The sequence below is a fragment of the Streptomyces abyssalis genome (genome assembly GCF_001751365.1).
In the GTDB taxonomy this organism is placed as follows: Bacteria; Actinomycetota; Actinomycetes; order Streptomycetales; family Streptomycetaceae; genus Streptomyces; species Streptomyces abyssalis.
In genome coordinates this window covers 1110964-1130688 of record NZ_LJGT01000038.1, presented here as the reverse complement: position 1 = coordinate 1130688, position 19725 = coordinate 1110964, and the positions used below count along the sequence as shown (strand labels likewise).

The window sequence follows — 19725 nt, the reverse complement described above, 5'->3', positions numbered from 1 at the left end:
CCGGTCGTCCCGGCCGGTACGCGCATGTGCGCGACCGGTCAGAAGGGGGGCTCGTCCGAGTAGCCGCCGCCGGAGCCTCCGCCCCAGCCGCCACCGCCTCCGCCGCCCTGGCCGCCTCCGGCCGGTGCGCCGGTGGCCCACGGGTCGCCCGCGGGTGCGCCGCCGCCCTGCTGGCTGCCGCCGCCCTGGCCGCCGCCCCAGCCGCCGCCGCCCTGGCCGCCGCCGAAGCCGCCGCCCTGGGCGCCTCGGCCGCTGGTCTTGGTGATCTTGGCGGTGGCGTTGCGGAGGCTGGCGCCGACCTCGTCGACGTCCAGCTCGTAGACCGTGCGCTTGATGCCCTCGCGGTCCTCGTACGAGCGCTGCTTGAGGCGGCCCTGTACGACGACGCGCGTCCCCTTGGTGAGGGACTCGGCGACGTTCTCCGCCGCCTGCCGCCAGACCGAGCAGGTCAGGAAGAGGCTTTCGCCGTCCTTCCACTCGTTGGTCTGACGGTCGAAGGTGCGGGGAGTGGACGCGACGCGGAACTTCGCGACCGCCGCACCGGAGGGGGTGAAGCGCAGCTCGGGGTCGTCGACAAGATTGCCGACGACCGTGATGACGGTCTCGCCTGCCATGGGGAACCTCTCGGCGGGTGCTGCTGGCTGCTTGTGGCTTCTGTGGCTCGTGCTCTGGCTTGCTGCTACTCGGTGTCCGGTCCTTCGTCCGTCCCTTGTGCCGTGGGTGCCGTGCGGCTCGGCCGCCTGGCGGGCCCGTGGCTCAGTGGGCGGAAGGGCGCAGGACCTTGGTCCGCAGGACCGACTCGTTCAGATTCATCTGACGGTCGAGTTCCTTGACGGTCGCAGGCTCGGCCTGGACGTCGATGACCGAGTAGATGCCCTCGGGCTTCTTGTTGATCTCGTAGGAGAGCCGGCGACGGCCCCAGGTGTCGATCTTCTCGACCTTGCCCTTGCTGTCCCGTACGACGGACAGGAAGTTCTCGATCAGCGGCGAGATCGCGCGCTCCTCGAGATCGGGGTCGAGGATCACCATCACCTCGTAGTGACGCATGTGGAACCCACCTCCTTCGGACTCGCGGCCACGGTCGTTCCGTGGCAGGAGGTTCGTGATGCGTTCCGCACCATGGGCCGCCTCGCTACGGGGGCGGCGGGTGCAGACCGTTCAGACTACCCGGCTTGAGCCTTCCGGTTGAAATCCGGGGGCAAGTCCCCTCAACCTGGACGCAACGGTGTGAGCGGCGTCACGAGGGCGCCGCCGATGCCGGCCTCTGTCAGGAGGTGCCGCATGGCACAGGCAGTACGGCACAACCCGGTCTCCATGCTCCTCGACGACGGCAGGGCTCACCCTCTGGAGAGCTCGCTCGCCGCGGTCACGGTCGTCCTGGGCGCGGTCGCGTTCCTGACGGCGCTGGTCTGGCCGGGGCTTCATGTGCTCAGCGCCTGGACGGGCCTGGTCGGCATCGTCACGGGCGCCTGGGGGCAGTTCATCTCGGCCACCACGGGCGAACGCTTCGCCCTGATCATCGGGCTGGGCGGGGCCGCCTTCGGCTTCTATCTGGGCATGGCGCACGGCGGTCTTCTCGCCTGAGGCGAGGTCCCGCTGCCGCTCTCCCCGCTGCGCCGCGCGGCGGGGAGCTGCCCGCGGCTTCTGCGTTCTGCGGATGCCGCGGACGACCGTGGTGCCTACGCTTGCGGATGTCCGGCTGCGGGTCGCCGGTGTCCGGTCATCAGCCGATCGTGTGACGCCTGAGGCACGACTCAGGCGCCGCATCCATGTCTGCCGCCGCGATGTCCGTACTCCTGCGCCCGTACGCCCTTCGTCGCCAGGGGGGCGAGCGAGAGGAAGCCGCAGATGGCACAGCAGGACGGAATCCCCGGCATCGATCCTTCCGCGCAGCCGAGCGGTACGGGCTGTGTGGAGTGCTCGGCGGGCGACGGCCCGGGGTGGTGGTTCCATCTCCGGCGCTGCGCGGCGTGCGGGCACATCGGCTGCTGCGACTCCTCGCCCGGGCAGCACGCCACGGCGCACGCCCGGCAGGCGGGGCATCCCTTCCTGACCAGCTTCGAGCCGGGCGAGGACTGGTTCTGGAACGCGGAGACCGAGCAGGTCCAGGAGGGTCCGCAGCTGGCTCCTCCCACGTCGCATCCGCAGTCGCAGCCGACGCCGGGCCCGGCGGGCATGGTTCCTGCGGACTGGCAGCGCCGGCTGCACTGACCGGGAACTCGCAGGGCGAACTCGCAGGGCTCTGACCCGCCCCTCACGGGGCACGTCCGGGCGCCGCCCGGACGTGCTCGCAGCCCGCCGGGGCGCAGGCCAGCGGTCAGCGGTGCTGGGCGACCAGCTGCTGATCCGTGATGCCGTCCGGGCTGGTGAACGCCTCGATGTCCCAGTCGGCACGGGACGCGGCCGCCCGGTAGGCGCTCTCGTAGAAGTCGAGCAGGGCCCGGCGCGGGTCGTCGAGGGCGCGCACGTCGTCGTAGCGCAGCAGGGCGAGGTGGCCGCCGTTCTGCGCGACCCAGCGTGCGGCCTGCGGCGTGAGCGGCTCCAGCTCCAGTCCGGCCGGTTCCGGTGCGGCGTAGGCGTAGAAGGCGGGCTCGGCGAAGGAGTCGTCGCCGAACCAGAAGCCGAAGCTGGTCACCTCGCGCGAGTACGCCTCGCGGGTCACGGAGTCCACCTGGGGCGGCTGTTCGACGTGCCTGCCGGAGAAGCGGGTGTATGCGAGGTCGAACGTGTGCCAGAAGTGGTGTACGGCGCTGCACTTGCCGGAGAAGCGTGCGGCGAACTCCTCGAGCACCAGCGCGACCTGGCTGAGGACCTGCCAGTAGCGGTTGGCGTGCTCCGGGTCGTACGTGGCGTGCTCGGTGTCCATGGCGAAGGGCCTGGAGGAGTCGGGCAGGTCGAAGGGCTCGGGGTGCGGGATCTCGGCATGTATGCCGAGATCGGCGAGCGTCTCCAGGGTGTGCCTGCGGAAGGAGGCCACGGACTGGCCGAGGAGCGGGAAGGAGACGGCCGTCCCGTCGAGCGCCGAGACGATGAGCTGGTGGTCGACGAAGTCGAAGTCGATGGTGAAGACGGGGTTGCCGTCGGCCTGGCCCATGGGGCGTGTGGTGATGCCGCGCCCGGTGATGTGGAACGGCACGTTCCACCAGTGGTTGCGGCGGCTGCTCGACGTGAGGCGGATCTTGCCGATGAGCTGTTCGAAGCGGTGCAGGGTCTCCTTGGTGTCCCGCCACTCGCTGAGCGGCAGGGGCGGGAAGAGCTCCATGGCGTCGTCCCCCTTTCCTGCTGTCTCCTGCGGTCCTCCCCGGGAAGAGGTCCGGACCGCCCGGCGGTTCCATGATGACGAGATCGGCGTGGTACGGCATGTGCGCGCCGTCCCCGGCCCTTCCCGCCCGTACGGCGGCCGCTGAAGAGCCGCTGAAGAGCCGCCGCGAACCGGCCGGAAACCCGCGCACGCGCGTACGCGGCGGTGCCGGTCCCGGCCCCGGGCAGCAGGATGGATGCCATGGATGCCAAGGACGCTCCGCGCGCCGGCGAAGTGGCCCTGTCAGGGGCCACCGGGCGCCGGGTGCTGTTCGCGACGGTCCTCGGATCGAGCATGGTGCTGCTGGACGGTACGGCCGTGAACGTGGCGCTGCCCCGCATCGGCGCCGATCTGGACTCGGACCTGGCGGGACTGCAGTGGGCGGTGAACGCGTACCTGCTGACGCTCGCCGGGCTGATCCTGCTGGGCGGCTCCCTCGGCGACCGGTACGGGCGGCGGCGGGTCTTCGTCATCGGTGTGCTGTGGTTCGCCGTGTCGTCGGCGATGTGCGGGCTCGCGCCGAGCGCGCCGCTGCTGGTCGGCGCCCGGGGCCTGCAGGGCGTGGGCGGCGCGCTGCTGACGCCGGGATCGCTCGCGATCATCCAGGCGGTCTTCCGCCCCCAGGACCGGGCGGCGGCCGTCGGGACATGGGCCGGTCTGGGCGGGGTGGCCGGGGCCGTGGGCCCGCTGCTCGGGGGCTGGCTGGCCGGCGGGCCGGGCTGGCGCTGGGTGTTCCTGATCAACCTTCCGCTGGCCGCACTGACGGTGCTCGTCGCCGTACGGGACGTACCGGAGAACCGGGACGAGGCTGCGAGCGGCCGCTTCGACGTTCCTGGGGCGGTGCTGGCGGCGCTGTCGCTCTGCTCCCTCACCTATGCGCTGACCGCTGCCACGACACAGCCCTTCGCCGCGCTCGTGACGGGTGCGGCGGCGGTGCTCCTCGGTGCCGCGTTCGTCGTCGCGGAGCGCCGCTCGCCGCGTCCGATGGTGCCGCTCGGACTCTTCAAGGTCCGGCTTTTCTCGTACACGAACGTGGTGACGGTGCTCATCTACGGTGCGCTGGCGGCGGTGTCCTTCTTCCTTGTGCTGCAGCTGCAGACCACCGCGGGTTTCTCGCCGCTGGTGGCCGGGCTGGCGCTGCTGCCGCTGACGCTGCTGATGCTGGCCTTCTCCAGCCGCGCGGCGCGTCTGGGCAAGCGCATCGGGCCGCACGTCCCGCTGACGGCGGGCCCGGTGCTGGCGGCCGTGGGGGTGCTGCTCATGCTCAGGATCGGTCCGGACGCGTCGTACTTCGCCGATGTGCTGCCCGCGGGGATCGGGCTGGGCGCCGGCATGACGCTCCTTGTGGCTCCGCTCACGGCGACGGTGCTGGACTCCGTGGACGTGGGCAGGGCGGGCACCGCGAGCGGCATCAACAACGCCGCGGCCCGTACGGGCGGACTCGTCTCCGTCGCCGCCATCCCGTCGGTCGTCGGCCTCTCCGGCGACGAGTACCGTTCGCCCGCCGACGTCGACGCGGCCTTCCACGGCGCGATGCTGACCTGTGCGGGGCTGCTGGCCATGGCGGCGGTCACGGCCTGGCTCTTCGTACGTACGGCCGCGCCGGCGCCGGAGACGGTGGACGCGGTGTGCAGGTCCTGCTCGCTGTCCGCGCCGCCCCCCGCCGCGGAGCGTGAGAAGCCCGGCGGCGGGACGTGAGCCCCCCACCGCGCACAGTAGGCTTCCCGGCGAGTCACCCACCTGCGCCCGGAGGAGCGTCCCGCATGAGTCTGACCCTGAGGACCATCAGCCGTGAGCAGCATCTGGCGTACATCCGCAGCCTGCCTTCGGCGAGCCACTGCCAGGTGCCCGCCTGGGCCGATGTGAAGGGCGAGTGGCGCTCGGAGAATCTGGGCTGGTTCGACCGGGACGGCGAGCTCGTCGGTGCGGGTCTGGTGCTCTACCGGCAGCTTCCGAAGGTCAAGCGGTATCTGGCGTATCTGCCGGAGGGGCCGGTCATCGACTGGTTCTCGCCCAGTCTGGAGGACTGGCTGCGGCCGATGCTGGCGCATCTGAAGCAACAGGGCGCCTTCTCGGTGAAGATGGGCCCGCCGGTGGTGATCCGCCGCTGGGACGCTCCCGCGATCAAGGGCGGCATCCAGGACCCGGACGTGAAGCGGCTGCGGGACGTGCAGGCGACGCACATCGAGCCGCACGCCTTCGAAGTCGCGGACAGGCTGCGCCGGATGGGCTGGCAGCAGGGCGAGGACGGCGGCGCCGGCTTCGGCGACGTGCAGCCGCGCTACGTCTTCCAAGTGCCGCTGGAGGGACGGTCCCTGGAGGATGTCCACAGGGGCTTCAACCAGCTGTGGCGGCGCAACATCAAGAAGGCCGACAAGGCGGGCGTCGAGGTCGTACAGGGCGGGCTGCAGGATCTGGACGACTGGCAGCGGCTGTACGAGATCACCGCCGAGCGCGACAAGTTCCGTCCGCGGCCCAGGTCCTACTTCGAACGCATGTGGAAGGTCCTCAACGCCGAGGACCCGAACCGGATGCGGCTGTACTTCGCCGAGCACGAGGGCGAACGGATCGCTGCCGCCACGATGCTGATCGTGGGCGGCCATGTGTGGTACTCGTACGGAGCGTCGGCCAACCACAAGCGTGAGGTGCGGCCGTCGAACGCGATGCAGTGGCGCATGCTCCAGGATGCGTACGCCCTGGGGGCGAGCGTCTACGACCTTCGCGGCATCAGCGATTCGCTGGACGAGTCCGACCACCTCTTCGGGCTGATCCAGTTCAAGGTGGGCACCGGGGGAGAGGCCGCCGAGTATCTCGGGGAGTGGGACTTCCCGCTGAACAAGCTGCTGCACAAGGCGCTCGACATCTACATGTCGCGACGCTGACGGCGCGGCCCGCCGCGCCGTCAGCCTCTCGACAGACGGCGCGATCAGACCGACCGAGACGAGAGACGGAAGAAAGGTTCCCTACCGGCCATGGCGCTCACCCTCTACGTCGATACCGATCGCTGGCGGGCGCACCAGCAGTCGGTGATCCAGCAGTACCCGGGCCTCGTCCCGGTCTGCAAGGGCAATGGCTACGGCTTCGGCCATGAGCGGCTGGCCGACGAAGCCACCCGTTTCGGCAGCGACGTCCTCGCCGTCGGCACGACTTACGAGGCCGCCCGCATGAAGGACTTCTTCGGCGGCGACCTGCTGGTGCTCACCCCGTTCCGCAAGGACGAGGAGCCGGTGCCGCTGCCCGACCGCGCGATCCGCTCGGTCTCCTCGGTCGAGGGCGTCGGCCTGATGCGGGGCGCACGCGTCGTCATCGAGGTCATGAGCAGCATGAAGCGCCACGGGGTCAGCGAGGAGGATCTGCCGAAGCTGCACGCCGCGATCGACGAGGTGCGGCTGGAGGGCTTCGCGATCCACCTTCCGCTGGACCGCACGGACGGTTCGGACGCGGTCGAGGAGGTCATCGGCTGGATGGACCGGCTGCGCGCCGCGAGGCTGCCGCTGGAGACGATGTTCGTCTCCCACCTGGGTCCGGACGAGTTCGCCAGGCTTCAACAGCAGTTCCCGCGCACGAACTTCAGGGCGCGTATCGGTACGAGGCTGTGGCTGGGGGATCACACGGCCACGGAGTACCGGGGTTCGATCCTGGACGTCACGCGCGTCGTGAAGGGCGACCGGTTCGGCTACCGGCAGCAGAAGGCTCCGGGCGACGGATGGCTCGTGGTCGTCGCCGGCGGCACGTCGCACGGCGTGGGGCTGGAGTCGCCGAAGGCGCTGCAGGGGATGACGTCCCGCGCGAAGGGAGTCGCGCGTGCGGGGCTGGCGACGGTGAACCGGAACCTCTCGCCGTTCCTGTGGGGCGGCAAGCAGCGGTGGTTCGCGGAGCCGCCGCACATGCAGATGTCGATCCTGTTCGTACCGGCGGAGGCGTCCGAGCCGAAGGTCGGCGAAGAGCTGGCGGCACAGCTGCGGCACACGACGACGATGGTGGACCGCACCGTCGACCGCTGAGCGGGCGGAGTCAGGCCCCCGCCGCAACGGCCCGGGTCACCGCCCCGGGCCCGGGCCCTGGCCCGGGGCACCCCCAGGGGGCGCCCCGGCGGGGCACGGCGCTAGCGCTCCGTCTTGCCGTCGATGAACGCCTGGACGAGCTCCCGCGCCTCGTCGTCGTAGTACTGCACCGGCGGCGACTTCATGAAGTACGAGGAGGCCGAGAGGATCGGCCCGCCGATGCCCCGGTCCTTCGCGATCTTCGCGGCGCGCAGTGCGTCGATGATGACGCCGGCGGAGTTCGGCGAGTCCCAGACCTCCAGCTTGTACTCGAGGTTGAGCGGTACGTCGCCGAAGGCGCGCCCCTCCAGCCGCACATAGGCCCACTTGCGGTCGTCGAGCCAGGCGACGTAGTCGGAGGGGCCGATGTGCACGTTGTCGGCGCCCAGTTCGCGGTCGCGGATCTGGGAGGTCACGGCCTGCGTCTTGGAGATCTTCTTCGACTCCAGCCGGTCGCGCTCCAGCATGTTCTTGAAGTCCATGTTGCCGCCGACGTTCAGCTGCATGGTGCGGTCGAGGATCACGCCGCGGTCCTCGAAGAGCCTGGCCATCACGCGGTGCGTGATCGTCGCGCCCACCTGGGACTTGATGTCGTCGCCGACGACCGGCACGCCGGCCTCGGTGAACTTGTCCGCCCACTCCTTCGTACCGGCGATGAAGACGGGCAGCGCGTTGACGAAGGCGACGCCCGCGTCGACCGCGCACTGGGCGTAGAACTCGACGGCCTCCTGCGAGCCCACGGGCAGATAGCAGACCAGGACGTCGGCCTCGGCTTCCCGCAGGGCGCGTACGACGTCGACGGGCGCGGCGTCGGACTCCTCGATGGTCTCGCGGTAGTACCTGCCGAGCCCGTCGAGCGTGTGTCCGCGCTCCACGGTCACCCCGGAGGGCGGCACGTCGCAGATGTTGATGGTGTTGTTCTCACTCGCGCCGATGGCGTCCGCCAGGTCGAGGCCGACCTTCTTGCCGTCGACGTCGAAGGCGGCGACGAACTCCACGTCACGCACGTGGTATTCGCCGAACTGGACGTGCATCAGGCCCGGCACCTTGCTGCCCGGGTCGGCGTCCTTGTAGTACTCGACGCCCTGCACGAGCGAGGCGGCGCAGTTGCCCACGCCTGCGATGGCTACACGAACCGAACCCATTCCGGTTGCTCCCTGTTTCTGGTCGGTGAGGCCGCGTTCGTACGGGGCCTCATGCGGTGTCGTCGGACGGATCCGGCGGGGTGCCACCCCTGTGCCGGGGCCTGCCTCCCGCGTCTCCTGGCCGGCGCGGCGGAGGTACGGCGTCGTCGCCGGCCTCCAGGTCGCGCCCGGTCCGCTCGGTCTCGATGAGTTCGGTGAGCCAGCGGACTTCGCGCTCTACGGATTCCATTCCGTGGCGCTGCAGTTCGAGGGTGTAGTCGTCGAGCCGTTCCCGTGTGCGGGCGAGTGAGGCGCGCATCTTCGCGAGCCGCTCCTCCAGGCGGCTGCGGCGTCCCTCCAGCACGCGCATCCGCACGTCCCGCGAGGTCTGCCCGAAGAAGGCGAAACGGACACCGAAGTGTTCGTCTTCCCACGCGTCCGGTCCGGTGTGTGAAAGAAGCTCCTCGAAGTGTTCTTTTCCGGCCGCCGTGAGTTTGTAGACGATTTTTGCCCGGCGTCCGGTCAGCGAGGCCTGCCGGTCCTGCCGCTCGCCCTCCTGGGACGGTGCGGCCGTCTCGTGCTCCTCGGTCAACCACCCGCGCTCCACAAGGGTCTTGAGGCACGGGTAGAGCGATCCGTAACTGAAGGCGCGGAAGACTCCCAGCGAGGTGTTGAGCCGTTTTCGCAGCTCATAACCGTGCATGGGCGATTCACGGAGCAGCCCGAGTACGGCGAACTCAAGGATCCCCGAGCGCCTGCTCATTCCGCACCGCCCCCCTCGACTCCCCGCCCCGGCTGCCTGCTTGTGTCGCGCCGATGTATCGGCTCGATACATCAGAACGATAGAGCGATGCTCACGGAGCGACAAGTGGGGAGTGGGTGAAGGGACTCACATCTCTGATTAGTTGGAGGCAACTTGCCTCGATTGAGATGAATGCCCGGCGACGGGTGTTTTGGATCTGCGTAGTCTGTGCGCGTGCAGACCACCACCGGGAACCAGAAGACGCCCGCGCGCGTCATCGTCCTGGGTGCAGTGCGACCGGCAGACCGAGCGTCCGCGGGCCGCGCTCGGGGGGACCAGACGTCAACTGCCACCTTCAGGCGCGAGCGCCTGCCCGAGGAGTAGCTGTTCCATGAGCGAGCACCGTCGAAAGCCGCCACAGGGGCGCGGCCGGCGCGCAGCGCAGCCGCAGCCGTCACCCGGCACCGGCCGTCGTTCCGCCCCGCCGCCCAGGGGTGGCGCTTCAAGCTCGTACGGCGGGCGCGCCGACGCCCGCAGAGCGGCACCGCGCGGAAGTGGCGGCGGCGGACGGCGCCGGGCAGCCGGCGCGGGGGCCGCAGCGGGAGCCGGGGCCGGGATGGCCGCCGGCGGCATGGGCGGTGGTGGCCGGCGTGCGGGCGGCGCGGGAGGCCGTGGCGGCGGCGGCCCGTACGGCAGGGGCGGCGGGCGCTTCCAGCCCCCTCCCAGAAAGAGGTTCATCGACTACCCACGCTGGAACAAGGCCGGCTTCGGCCGCTGGGTGCCGTCGTGGAAGCTCGTGCTCGGCTCCTTCGCCGGCTTCCTCGGGCTGATCATCGGGCTCTCCGGCATCGCGCTGGCGATGGTCGGTGTTCCCGACCAGAACGAGGCGACCAAGCAGCAGAAGAACGTCTACTACTGGGCCAACGGCAAGCAGATGGTCGTCGCCGGCGGCGGCGACCAGAACCGGCAGATCGTGCCGCTCGCCCAGATCCCCAAGTCCATGCAGAACGCGGTCATCGCGGCGGAGAACGAGTCCTTCTACGAGGACCCGGGCGTCGACCCCGTCGGCATCGTCCGCGCGGTGGGCAGGATGGCGCTGGGCGGCGACACCCAGTCCGGTTCGACGATCACCCAGCAGTACGTGAAGAACACCTACCTCGACCAGTCGCAGACGATCACGCGTAAGGTCAAGGAACTGTTCATCTCCATCAAGGTCGGTGCGACGGAGAAGAAGCAGAAGATCCTCGAGGGTTACCTCAACACCGGCTACTACGGGCGCGGCGCGTACGGCATCCAGGCCGCGGCCCAGGCGTACTACCGCAAGGACGCCAAGGACCTGAACCCGAGCGAGTCCGCGTTCCTCTCCGCGACGCTCAACGGCCCGAACCTCTACGACCCCGCGGGCGGCATCGGTTCGGCGGCCACGAAGGAGAAGAACTTCGAGCGGGCCAAGGCCCGTTGGAGCTGGACGCTGGACCGTGAGGTGCAGACGGGCCGGCTGTCCAAGGCGACGCGCGCCGAGTACACGAAGTTCCCGATGCCGAAGCAGCCGAAGAAGTCGACCGAACTCAAGGGCCAGAAGGGCTACATGGTCGACGTCGTCAACAACTACATCACCGCCAACAGCGACATCTCCGACCGGGAGCTCAAGCAGGGCGGCCTGCGCATCCACACCACCTTCGACAAGAAGAAGATGGCCGACATGGCCGCCGCGGTGAAGAAGGTGCGCGACGCGAACATCAAGCCCGAGGATCGCGAGGTCGACAAGTACGTTCAGTTCGGCGGCGCTTCGGTGAAGCCGAACGACGGCGCGATCGTCGCCATGTACGGCGGCGACGACGCGACCACGCACTTCACGAACAACGCCGACTACACAGGCGTCCAGGTCGGCTCCACGTTCAAGCCGTTCGTCCTCGCCTCGGCGATGCGCGACGGCGTACGCAACCCGAAGGGCCCGGAAGTCCAGGGCAGCGAGGCCCGTACGCCTGTCTCGCCCAAGAGCGTCTACAACGGCGACAACAAGATCAAGCTGCGCAACTACAACCGCACCATCTGGCAGAACGAGGAAGGCAAGGAGTGGCGTCAGCGCAACGACGGCAACCAGAGCATGGGCCGGATCAACCTGCGTGAGGCCATGAAGGAATCGGTCAACACGCCCTTCATCCAGCTCGGCATGGACGTCGGCGTCGACAAGGTCAAGGCCGCGGCGATCGACGCCGGCCTCAACGAGGACAGCCTCGCCCGCACCACTCCGACCTTCTCGCTGGGCACGTCGGCTCCGAGCGCCATCCGCATGGCCAACGCCTACGGAACCTTCGCCAGCAGCGGCATGAAGTCCGAGCCGTACTCCGTCAAGCGGGTCGAGAAGGACGGCGAGGACGTCTACACGCACCAGAAGCAGGTCAAGAGCGCCTTCGAGGCCCGCGTGGCCGACAACGTCACCAATGTGCTGGAGACGGTCGTCCAGGACGGCACCGGCAAGGCCGCGAGCGCGCTCGGCCGTCCCGCGGCGGGCAAGACCGGTACGACGGACGACAACAAGTCGGCCTGGTTCGCCGGTTACACGCCGCAGCTGTCCACGTCGATCGGCATGTGGCGCGTCAACGACAAGGCCAAGGTGCAGAAGTTCCAGAAGATGTACGGCGTGGGCGGACAGGAGTCCATCCACGGCGCGTCCTTCCCCGCCGAGATCTGGACCGAGTACATGACGGGCGCCCTGTCGGGCACGCCGGCCAAGTCCTTCCCGGCCCCCGAACCGATCGGCGAGCCGGTCTTCGGTGTCGGGGCCAGCCCGTCGCCGACACCCAGCCCGACGGACACTCCCTCGCAGGACCCGTCGCAGGACCCGTCGCAGTCGCCGTCCCAGTCGCCGTCGCCCTCGGGCACGTGTGACAACCCGTTCGTCTGCAACGACCAGGGCCAGACCGCCGGCCAGGACCAGGGCCAGGACGGCGGAAACGACCAGGGCCAGGACGGTGGGAACACCGGCGGCGCCAACGGCGGGAACACCGGCGGCGCGAACGGCGGGAACACCGGCGGCGCTGACAACGGCGGCCTGTTCGGCGGGCCGACCGGAAGCCGCGAACGGGACTAGCCGGAAGCTTCGCCTCGGCACCTCGCAGCCCCGTCACGGGTCACACCGTGACGGGGCTGCTGGCGTCTGCGCCCGTACGGCAGGATGTGCGCATGACGCGTGCCCACCTCCAGGACCTCCCCGACCGGAACGGCGCCATCGAGCATCCGACGGAGCAGGACGAGGTCGCCGCCGCCGGCAGCGAACTGATCGGCGGGCCGATGGGCCGCCGGGCCGCACCGGGGCCGGGTGGCTGGTGGACTCCGGTGCGGGTGGTGGCGCTGCTGGGGCTGGGCATGTTCGTGCTGGGCATGGTGCAGAAGGCCCCCTGCTTCAACGGTGCCTGGTTCTCCGGCCAGACCAGCCAATACGTACACGCGTGCTATTCCGACATCCCGCATCTCTTCGCCGGGCGGGGCTTCGCCGAGGGCCTCGTCCCGTACTTCGACCGCATCCCCGAGCGCATCTCGGGCGGCATGACCTACCTCGAATACCCGGTGCTGACCGGCGTGTTCATGGAGGTCGCGTCCTGGATGACGCCCGGCGACGGCCTCCAGCAGCGCGAGCAGTTCTACTGGATGGTCAACTCCGGCATGCTGATGGTCTGCGCCGCCGTCCTCCTGGTCTGTGCCGCGCGCACCCACCGCAACCGCCCCTGGGACGGCCTGTTCGTCGCTCTCGCGCCCGCTCTCGCGCTGACGGCCACCATCAACTGGGATCTGCTGGCGGTGGCGCTCACGGCCGCGGCGATGCTGATGTGGTCCCGCAGCCGCCCGCTCGCCGCCGGGGTGCTCATCGGGTTGGCCACGGCCGCCAAGCTCTACCCGGTGCTGCTGCTGGGGCCCCTGCTGCTGCTGTGCTGGCGCGCGGGGCGCCTGCGGCCGTACGGCACGGCGCTCGGCGGCGCCGCGGTCGCCTGGCTGTGCGTCAACCTGCCCGTGATGCTCCTCGCGCCTCAGGGCTGGTCGAAGTTCTACAGCTTCAGCGAGGAACGGCCCGTGGACTTCGGGTCGGTCTGGCTGATCATCTCCCAGCGGACCGGCGATCCCCTGCCTGACGCCAACACGTACGCCACGGTGCTGATGGTGCTCGGCTGCGCGGGCATCGCCGCGCTGGCTTTGCGTGCGCCGCGCCGGCCACGCCTGGCGCCGCTGGCGCTGCTGGTGGTGGCGCTGTTCATCCTGACCAACAAGGTCTACTCGCCGCAGTACGTCCTGTGGCTCATCCCGCTCGTGGCGCTCGCCCGCCCCAAGTGGCGGGACTTCCTGATCTGGCAGGCGTGCGAGGTCGTCTACTTCCTCGGCATCTGGCTCTACCTCGCCTATACGGGCAGCGGGGACAAGCATCACGGCCTGCCGACGGAGGGTTACCAGCTGGTAATCATGATCCACCTGCTCGGCACGCTCTATCTGTGCACCGTGGTGGTACGGGACGCGCTGATGCCGGAGCGGGACGTCGTACGCCGGAACGGCTCGGACGACCCCGGGGGCGGCGTGCTGGACGGGGCACCGGACGTCTTCACACTGGGTGCCGCCCGGCGGAGGCCCGCACACGCGAGTCCCGCGCCGTTCGAGGAGAAGCAGGTCCACTGGGGCACCGGGGCCCGCTAGCCACGGAAGACCCGGAAACCACGGGCGGCTTGCGGCTCGAAGAGGAGCGATCCGGGCCGGAGTCGCGAACGCGACGAGACGGCGGGCGCGTTTCACGGGACGCCATGTTTCACGTGAAACACGAGGCCATGGCCGACACCCGCAGCCCTCGCCCCTTGCCGTCACACCTGCCGTAGCTCCTTCCGTAGCTCCTCCCCTCCCGCCGCCGGGACGCGGACCCGCCCCCGCGTGTGTGAAGCTGGGGCCATGAGTGCCGTCGGAGATCTCCGCACCCTGATGCGCTTCCCCGACTTCCGGCGACTCCTCGCGGTGCGCCTGCTCTCCCAACTCGCCGACGGCATCTATCAAGTCGCACTCGCGGCCTACGTCGTCTTCTCCCCCGAGAACGAGACCTCGCCGGCGGCCATCGCCTCGGCGATGGCCGTACTGCTGCTCCCGTACTCACTCCTCGGGCCCTTCGCGGGCGTGCTGCTGGACCGGTGGCGCAGACGGCAGGTCCTGCTCTACGGAAACCTCCTGCGCGCGGTGCTCGCCGCCGGCACCGCGGCGCTGATACTGGGCGCCGTCCCCGCCTGGCTGTTCTATCTCTCGGCTCTCTCGGTCACCGCGGTGAACCGCTTCATCCTCGCCGGGTTGTCGGCGGCGCTGCCCCGCGTCGTGGACGACGCCCGTCTCGTGATGGCCAACTCCCTCTCCCCGACCGCCGGAACGCTCGCCGCAACGGCCGGCGGAGGCATCGCGTTCGCCATCCGGCTCGCCTTCCCCGACGGCGGACGCGGAGCCAATGCGTGGGTGGTGGTGGCCGGGGCCGCCGTCTACCTGCTCGCCGGTGCCGCCGCCCTGCGCATGGGACGGGACCGGCTCGGACCCGACCCCGGAACTCCGCGGGAACGGCTGCGGCTGCTGACGACGCTGACGACCACCACGCGGGGCCTGGCCGACGGTCTGCGGCACCTCCGGCAACGGCACACAGCCGCTTACGCGCTCACCGCGATGACGCTGATGCGGTTCTGCTACGGCGCTCTGACGGTGATGGTCCTGATGCTCTGCCGCTACGCCTGGGGCACGAACGGAAAGGTGGGAGACGCGGTCGAAGTGGACGTGGGTGCCGGACTGAAGCTGCTCGGGCTGGCAGTGGCGGCGTCCGGGCTCGGCTACTTCGCGGCGGCCGTCATCACTCCCTGGGGAGTCGGGCGAGCCGGCCGCTTCGGGTGGCTGGCGGTGTGCGCGGCGGCAGCGGCGGTGCTGGAGCCGCCTCTCGGGCTGAGCTTCGCGCCGCTGCCGATTCTGCTCGCGGCCTTCGTTCTCGGGCTCGTCACACAGGGTTCGAAGATCACCGCCGACACGGCCGTGCAGTCGACGGTGGACGACACCTACCGGGGCCGGGTGTTCTCCCTCTACGACATGCTCTTCAACGTCGCCTTCGTGGGTGCCGCGGGAGTGGCCGCGCTCATACTCCCGCCGGACGGACGCTCGGTCGTACTCGTCCTCGGGGTCGCCGTGGTCTACGCGGGCGTCGCCTGGCTGATGTTTCACGTGAAACGCACGCAGGCGGACCGGAGCGCGCTCACCTCCCAGGCGCCGCCCTCCTCACCTCCGGGTGCGCTCTGACCCCGGCTCGGGGCCCTGCGCGGCCCACCACTCCTTGAGGGCGGCGATCGCGTCGTCGCGTTCCATCGGACCGTGCTCCAGGCGGAGTTCCAGCAGGTGCTTGTACGCCTTGCCCACCACCGGTCCGGGCTTCACTCCGAGGATGGTCATGATCTCGTTGCCGTCGAGGTCCGGGCGGATGGCATCCAGTTCTTCCTGCTCCTGGAGCCGGGCGATCCGCTCCTCCAGACCGTCGTACGCCCGCGAGAGCGCACCGGCCTTGCGCTTGTTACGCGTCGTGCAGTCCGCACGCGTCAGTTTGTGCAGCCGGTGCAGCAGCGGTCCCGCGTCCCGTACGTACCGGCGTACCGCGGAATCGGTCCACTCGCCGGTGCCGTAACCGTGGAAGCGCAGATGCAGCTCCACCAGCCGGGAGATGTCCTTCACCAGCTCGTTGGAGTACTTGAGCACGGTCATGCGCTTCTTCGTCATCTTCGCGCCCACCACCTCGTGGTGATGGAAGGAGACCCGCCCGTCGGCTTCGAAGCGCCGCGTCCTCGGCTTGCCGATGTCGTGCAGCAGAGCGGCCAGCCGCAGGGTCAGATCGGGGCCGTTCTCTTCGAGGTCGATCGCCTGCTGCAGGACGGTCAGCGAGTGCTCGTAGACGTCCTTGTGGCGGTGGTGCTCGTCCCGCTCCAGCCTCAGCGCGGGAATCTCGGGCAGCACCTGCTCGGCGAGCCCGGTCTCGACGAGCAGCCTGATGCCCTTGACCGGGCGGGGGGAGAGCAGCAGCTTGTTCAGCTCGTCCCGTACACGCTCCGCGGAGACGATGCCCAGCCGGCCGGACATCGCCTTCATCGCCGCCAGCACGTCGTCCGCCACGGAGAAGTCGAGCTGGGCCGCGAAGCGCGCCGCGCGCATCATCCGCAGCGGATCGTCGGAGAACGACGTCTCCGGCGCCCCAGGGGTGCGGAGGATCCGGCGGGCCAGATCCTCCAGGCCGCCGTGCGGGTCGATGAAGTGCTTCTCCGGCAGTGCCACCGCCATGGCGTTCACCGTGAAATCGCGGCGGACGAGGTCCTCCTCCACGGAGTCGCCGTAGGACACCTCCGGCTTGCGCGAGGTGCGGTCGTAGGCCTCGGACCGGTAGGTGGTGACCTCCACCTGGAAGGTGCGTGTCTCGCCCCCGTCTTCCGCCTTCTTCTGGCAGCCCACCGTTCCGAACGCGATACCCACCTCCCAGACGGCGTCGGCCCAGGGCCGGACGATCCGCAGCACGTCCTCGGGGTGTGCGTCGGTGGTGAAATCCAGATCGTTGCCGAGGCGTCCCAGAAGGGCGTCCCGTACGGAACCGCCGACCAGCGCCAGCCGGAATCCTGCGTCCTCGAAGCGCCGGGCGAGGTCGTCGGCGACGGGGGAGACCCGCAGCAGCTCGCTCACCGCCCGGCGCTGCGCCGCGTTGAGCTGCTCCTTGGCGGAAGGGGCGGGCGGTGTCTGCTGGATGTCATCATTGGCGTTCGGCACGACAGCACAGGGTACGTTGCCACCCCCACGCCCTGCCCTGCGCCTGGTCACAACGCCGGGCGATCATGTGACGTACACCGCGGCACGTGCCTTCCCGGGGCATCGTTACCATCAGACGAGCGAGACGCATCCACGACGACACGAGGACGGACGAGCGCGTGGCCGAGGCGGCTGAGAACCAGGGCACCCCGACCGCTCCCGCCCGCCGGTTGCTGCGAGGTACGGCCGCCGTCCTGCTCACCACCGGGCCCCTCCTCGGCGGCCTGCTGCCGCCTCCCGCGGCCGCCGCGGACACGGCGGGCGCACCGGCCGCCGCGTCCGCACCATCCGCCGCGCAGAGCCACGCCCGCTCGGAGGCGTCCGCCCCCGCCCCGGCCCGCAAGGGCACCGGCTCCCAGACTGCCGACATCTCCGTGAACACCCTCTCGCCCGCGACTCCGCAGAAAGGTGACACGGTCAGCATCACCGGCACCGTCACCAACAACGGACGCTCGTCGATCAGCGACGGCCGCATCGGTCTGCGGATCGGTCCCGGCGAGAACAGCCGCAGCGCGCTGGAGCAGAACGCCGGCCGCAAGGACTATCTGCCGGGCGCCGACGGCAAGGAGGTCGAGGCGAAGCGCGCCACGACCGACGTCGGCAGCATGCGCCCCGGCATCCGCCGCTCCTTCAAGCTCAAGCTGCCCGTCAGCGCGCTCAAGATGGACTCCTCCGGCGTGTACCAGCTCGGCGTCACGCTCACCGGGCAGACGCGGGAGCGCCCGTACGACCAGATCCTCGGAATCGAGCGCAGCTTCCTGCCCTGGCAGACCTCCGACGCGGAGAAGAAGACCGGGCTGACCTACCTGTGGCCGCTGATCTCCTCCTCCCACCTGACCGCGCGTACGCAGTCCGACGAGGCACAGACGCCTGTCTTCCGCAACGACGAGCTCGCCAAGGAGCTGGCTCCCGGTGGCCGCCTGCAGCAGATGGTCAACCTCGGCAAGGACCTTCCGATCACATGGATGATCGACCCCGACCTGCTCGCCTCGGTCGACGCGATGACGGAGCGGTACCGGGTGCAGAAGAAGGGCGGCGGCACGGTCGCCGGGAAGGGACAGGCGTACGCCAAGCAGTGGCTCATGGACCTGCAGGGCGCTGTGAAGGGCGAGGAGGTCGCGACCCTGCCCTTCGCGGACCCGGATGTGGCCTCCCTCGCCCACCGGGGCAGGAACGTCCCGGGCGCGCTCGGCGACCTCGGATCCGCCACCAAGCGGGCCACGGAGACGGTCGAGACGATCCTGCACACCAAGCCGAGCACCGACTACGCCTGGCCGGTCGAGGGCGCCGTCGACCCGGGCATCGTGGACGTTGCGACCTCGGCCGGAGCCCACAACGTCATCGCCCGCAGCGACAGCCTCAGGGACACGGCCCTGTCCTACACGCCGACGTCGGCGCGCCCCATCGGAGGCGGCAACACGGCCCTCGTCGCCGACGCCCGCCTCTCCAAGGCCTTCGAGGGCGACATGACGCGGCCGGGCGCCACGTCCAGGGCGGTGCAGCGCTTCCTCGGCGAGACCCAGGCCGTCACCGCCCAGGTGCCGAACAAGCAGCGCAACATCCTCGTCGCACCGCAGCGGACGCCGAGCGCCTCCCAGGCACGCGCTATGGCGCTGGCGCTCAGCTCCCTGCAGAAGGACGGCCGCTGGGTCGAGGGCAGCGACCTGTCGGAGGCGGCGAAGGCCAAGCCCGACCCGGGCGCGAACGGCCGGGTGCCGAGCAGCAGCCAGTACCCGGCTTCGCTGCGCAAGAAGGAGCTGCCCGCCGAGGCGTACCGGCACGTGCAGAACACCAAGCGGCTCGTCGGCGACTTCAAGAAGATCCTGACGCGTGAGGACCGCGTGGTGACCCCGTTCGCCAGCGCCGTGGAACGCGGACAGTCCACCTCCTGGCGCGGGGACGCCGAGGGTGCCTCGAACTACCGGGACGGGGTGCGCAGTTACCTGGTCGGGCTGACCAAGGAGGTCCGCCTCATCCAGAAGTCGCCCATCACCCTCTCCGGACGCAGCGCCACGATCCCCGTGACGGTGCAGAACAACCTGGTGCAGGGCGTCGAGAACCTGGAGCTGCGGCTGACGTCCAGGCGCCGCATCGGACTCGACGTCGGTGAGCCGAAGGCCGTCAGGATCGACGGCGAGCACAGCCAGTCGGTGAAGTTCCCCACGACCTCCAAGGCCAACGGGCGTGCGTTCGTGGAGGCACAGCTCTACACGAAGGACGGCAAGCCCTACGGGAAGCGCATGGTCTTCCAGGTCAACGTCACTTCGATCACGTCGACGGTGCTGCTCGTGATCGCCGGCGGCGTTCTGCTGGTGGTCCTCGCCGGAGTACGGATGTACACGACGCGGAAACGGAACGGCGGCACGGCTCCCGGTCAGGACCCGTCCGGGCCGGACGAGGACGAGGGGGACTCCGACTCGGGCCCCGGCGCGGACGGCACCGACGGCGCTGAGGGCGTGGGGGAGGACGACGGCGGCGAGCGCCCTGACCCGTCGTCCGGGCCCGCAGAACCGGACGAGGCGGATCAGGCGTCTCCCGCGGTCGGCACCGGCGAATCCGCCGGGTCCGACGGGCGCACCGGTGCCGGTGGCAACACCGGTAAGGGAAGCGGAAGCGTCCCCGACGCGGGTGAGAAAGTGGACCGTTGAGTCAGCTCGGGAGCAGGGGCAGGGGTAGGTA

The 19725-nt window shown here is 70.1% G+C and carries 15 protein-coding genes; 9 read left to right on the top strand and 6 right to left on the bottom strand.

The features are described 5' to 3' along the window. Positions 1-38: 38 nt before the first annotated feature. Positions 39-614 (bottom strand): single-stranded DNA-binding protein, encoded by a 576-nt coding sequence (locus AN215_RS12210; protein ID WP_070009136.1) that lies wholly within the window; start codon positions 612-614, stop codon positions 39-41. Between the two features lie 142 nt (positions 615-756). Next, positions 757-1047 (bottom strand): 30S ribosomal protein S6, encoded by a 291-nt coding sequence (gene rpsF, locus AN215_RS12205; protein WP_070009135.1) that lies wholly within the window; start codon positions 1045-1047, stop codon positions 757-759. Positions 1048-1281: 234 nt separating this feature from the next. Between rpsF and AN215_RS12200 the strand changes: the two genes are divergently transcribed. Together AN215_RS12200 and AN215_RS12195 are read left to right on the top strand one after the other, a co-directional pair. Next, positions 1282-1584, top strand: a complete 303-nt coding sequence (locus AN215_RS12200) for a hypothetical protein (RefSeq protein WP_070009134.1) — start codon at positions 1282-1284, stop codon at positions 1582-1584. Between the two features lie 264 nt (positions 1585-1848). After that, positions 1849-2211 (top strand): UBP-type zinc finger domain-containing protein, encoded by a 363-nt coding sequence (locus AN215_RS12195; RefSeq protein WP_070009133.1) that lies wholly within the window; start codon positions 1849-1851, stop codon positions 2209-2211. 106 nt (positions 2212-2317) lie between these two features. Here the strand turns inward: AN215_RS12195 and AN215_RS12190 are convergent, their stop codons facing one another. Next, positions 2318-3262, bottom strand: coding sequence for a DUF5996 family protein (locus tag AN215_RS12190; protein WP_070009132.1), 945 nt, complete (start codon positions 3260-3262; stop codon positions 2318-2320). Positions 3263-3493: 231 nt separating this feature from the next. On the opposite strand from AN215_RS12190, the gene AN215_RS12185 reads away from it, so the two are divergent. The 3 genes from AN215_RS12185 to AN215_RS12175 all read left to right on the top strand — a co-directional run bounded on the left by AN215_RS12185 (position 3494) and on the right by AN215_RS12175 (position 7305). Then, on the top strand, positions 3494-4999 hold the full coding sequence (locus AN215_RS12185) for an MFS transporter (RefSeq protein ID WP_420856089.1): 1506 nt from the start codon (positions 3494-3496) through the stop codon (positions 4997-4999). Between the two features lie 65 nt (positions 5000-5064). Then, a complete protein-coding gene (locus AN215_RS12180) occupies positions 5065-6183 on the top strand; it encodes a lipid II:glycine glycyltransferase FemX (protein ID WP_070009130.1) in 1119 nt (372 codons plus the stop codon). Between the two features lie 90 nt (positions 6184-6273). Continuing rightward, complete coding sequence (locus AN215_RS12175; protein WP_070009129.1) at positions 6274-7305, top strand: alanine racemase; 1032 nt, start codon at positions 6274-6276, stop codon at positions 7303-7305. Between the two features lie 101 nt (positions 7306-7406). Here the strand turns inward: AN215_RS12175 and AN215_RS12170 are convergent, their stop codons facing one another. Together AN215_RS12170 and AN215_RS12165 are read right to left on the bottom strand one after the other, a co-directional pair. Further along, the gene (locus AN215_RS12170; RefSeq protein WP_070009517.1) at positions 7407-8489 is read right to left on the bottom strand and encodes an inositol-3-phosphate synthase; all 1083 of its coding nucleotides are present in this window, start codon (positions 8487-8489) and stop codon (positions 7407-7409) included. 49 nt (positions 8490-8538) lie between these two features. Beyond that, positions 8539-9231, bottom strand: coding sequence for a PadR family transcriptional regulator (locus tag AN215_RS12165; protein WP_070009128.1), 693 nt, complete (start codon positions 9229-9231; stop codon positions 8539-8541). Between the two features lie 370 nt (positions 9232-9601). Between AN215_RS12165 and AN215_RS12160 the strand changes: the two genes are divergently transcribed. The 3 genes from AN215_RS12160 (at position 9602) to AN215_RS12150 (ending at position 15504) form a co-directional block, all read left to right on the top strand. Then, positions 9602-12304 carry a transglycosylase domain-containing protein gene (locus AN215_RS12160; RefSeq protein WP_070009127.1) on the top strand — a complete coding sequence of 901 codons (2703 nt, stop codon included), beginning with the start codon at positions 9602-9604 and terminating at the stop codon, positions 12302-12304. Positions 12305-12396: 92 nt separating this feature from the next. After that, the gene (locus AN215_RS12155) at positions 12397-13893 is read left to right on the top strand and encodes a glycosyltransferase family 87 protein (RefSeq protein WP_070009126.1); all 1497 of its coding nucleotides are present in this window, start codon (positions 12397-12399) and stop codon (positions 13891-13893) included. 246 nt (positions 13894-14139) lie between these two features. After that, entirely contained in the window at positions 14140-15504 is a 1365-nt protein-coding gene (locus tag AN215_RS12150; RefSeq protein WP_070009125.1) for an MFS transporter, read from the top strand. Here the strand turns inward: AN215_RS12150 and AN215_RS12145 are convergent. After that, positions 15484-17007: a CCA tRNA nucleotidyltransferase gene (locus AN215_RS12145; RefSeq protein ID WP_070009124.1), complete on the bottom strand. Its 1524-nt coding sequence runs from the start codon at positions 17005-17007 to the stop codon at positions 15484-15486. The genes AN215_RS12150 and AN215_RS12145 overlap by 21 nt on opposite strands. 158 nt (positions 17008-17165) lie before the next feature. Here AN215_RS12145 and AN215_RS12140 point away from each other — a divergent pair, with 158 nt between their 5' ends. Further along, the gene (locus AN215_RS12140; protein ID WP_079122919.1) at positions 17166-19694 is read left to right on the top strand and encodes a DUF6049 family protein; all 2529 of its coding nucleotides are present in this window, start codon (positions 17166-17168) and stop codon (positions 19692-19694) included. The last annotated feature ends 31 nt before the right edge of the window (positions 19695-19725 follow it).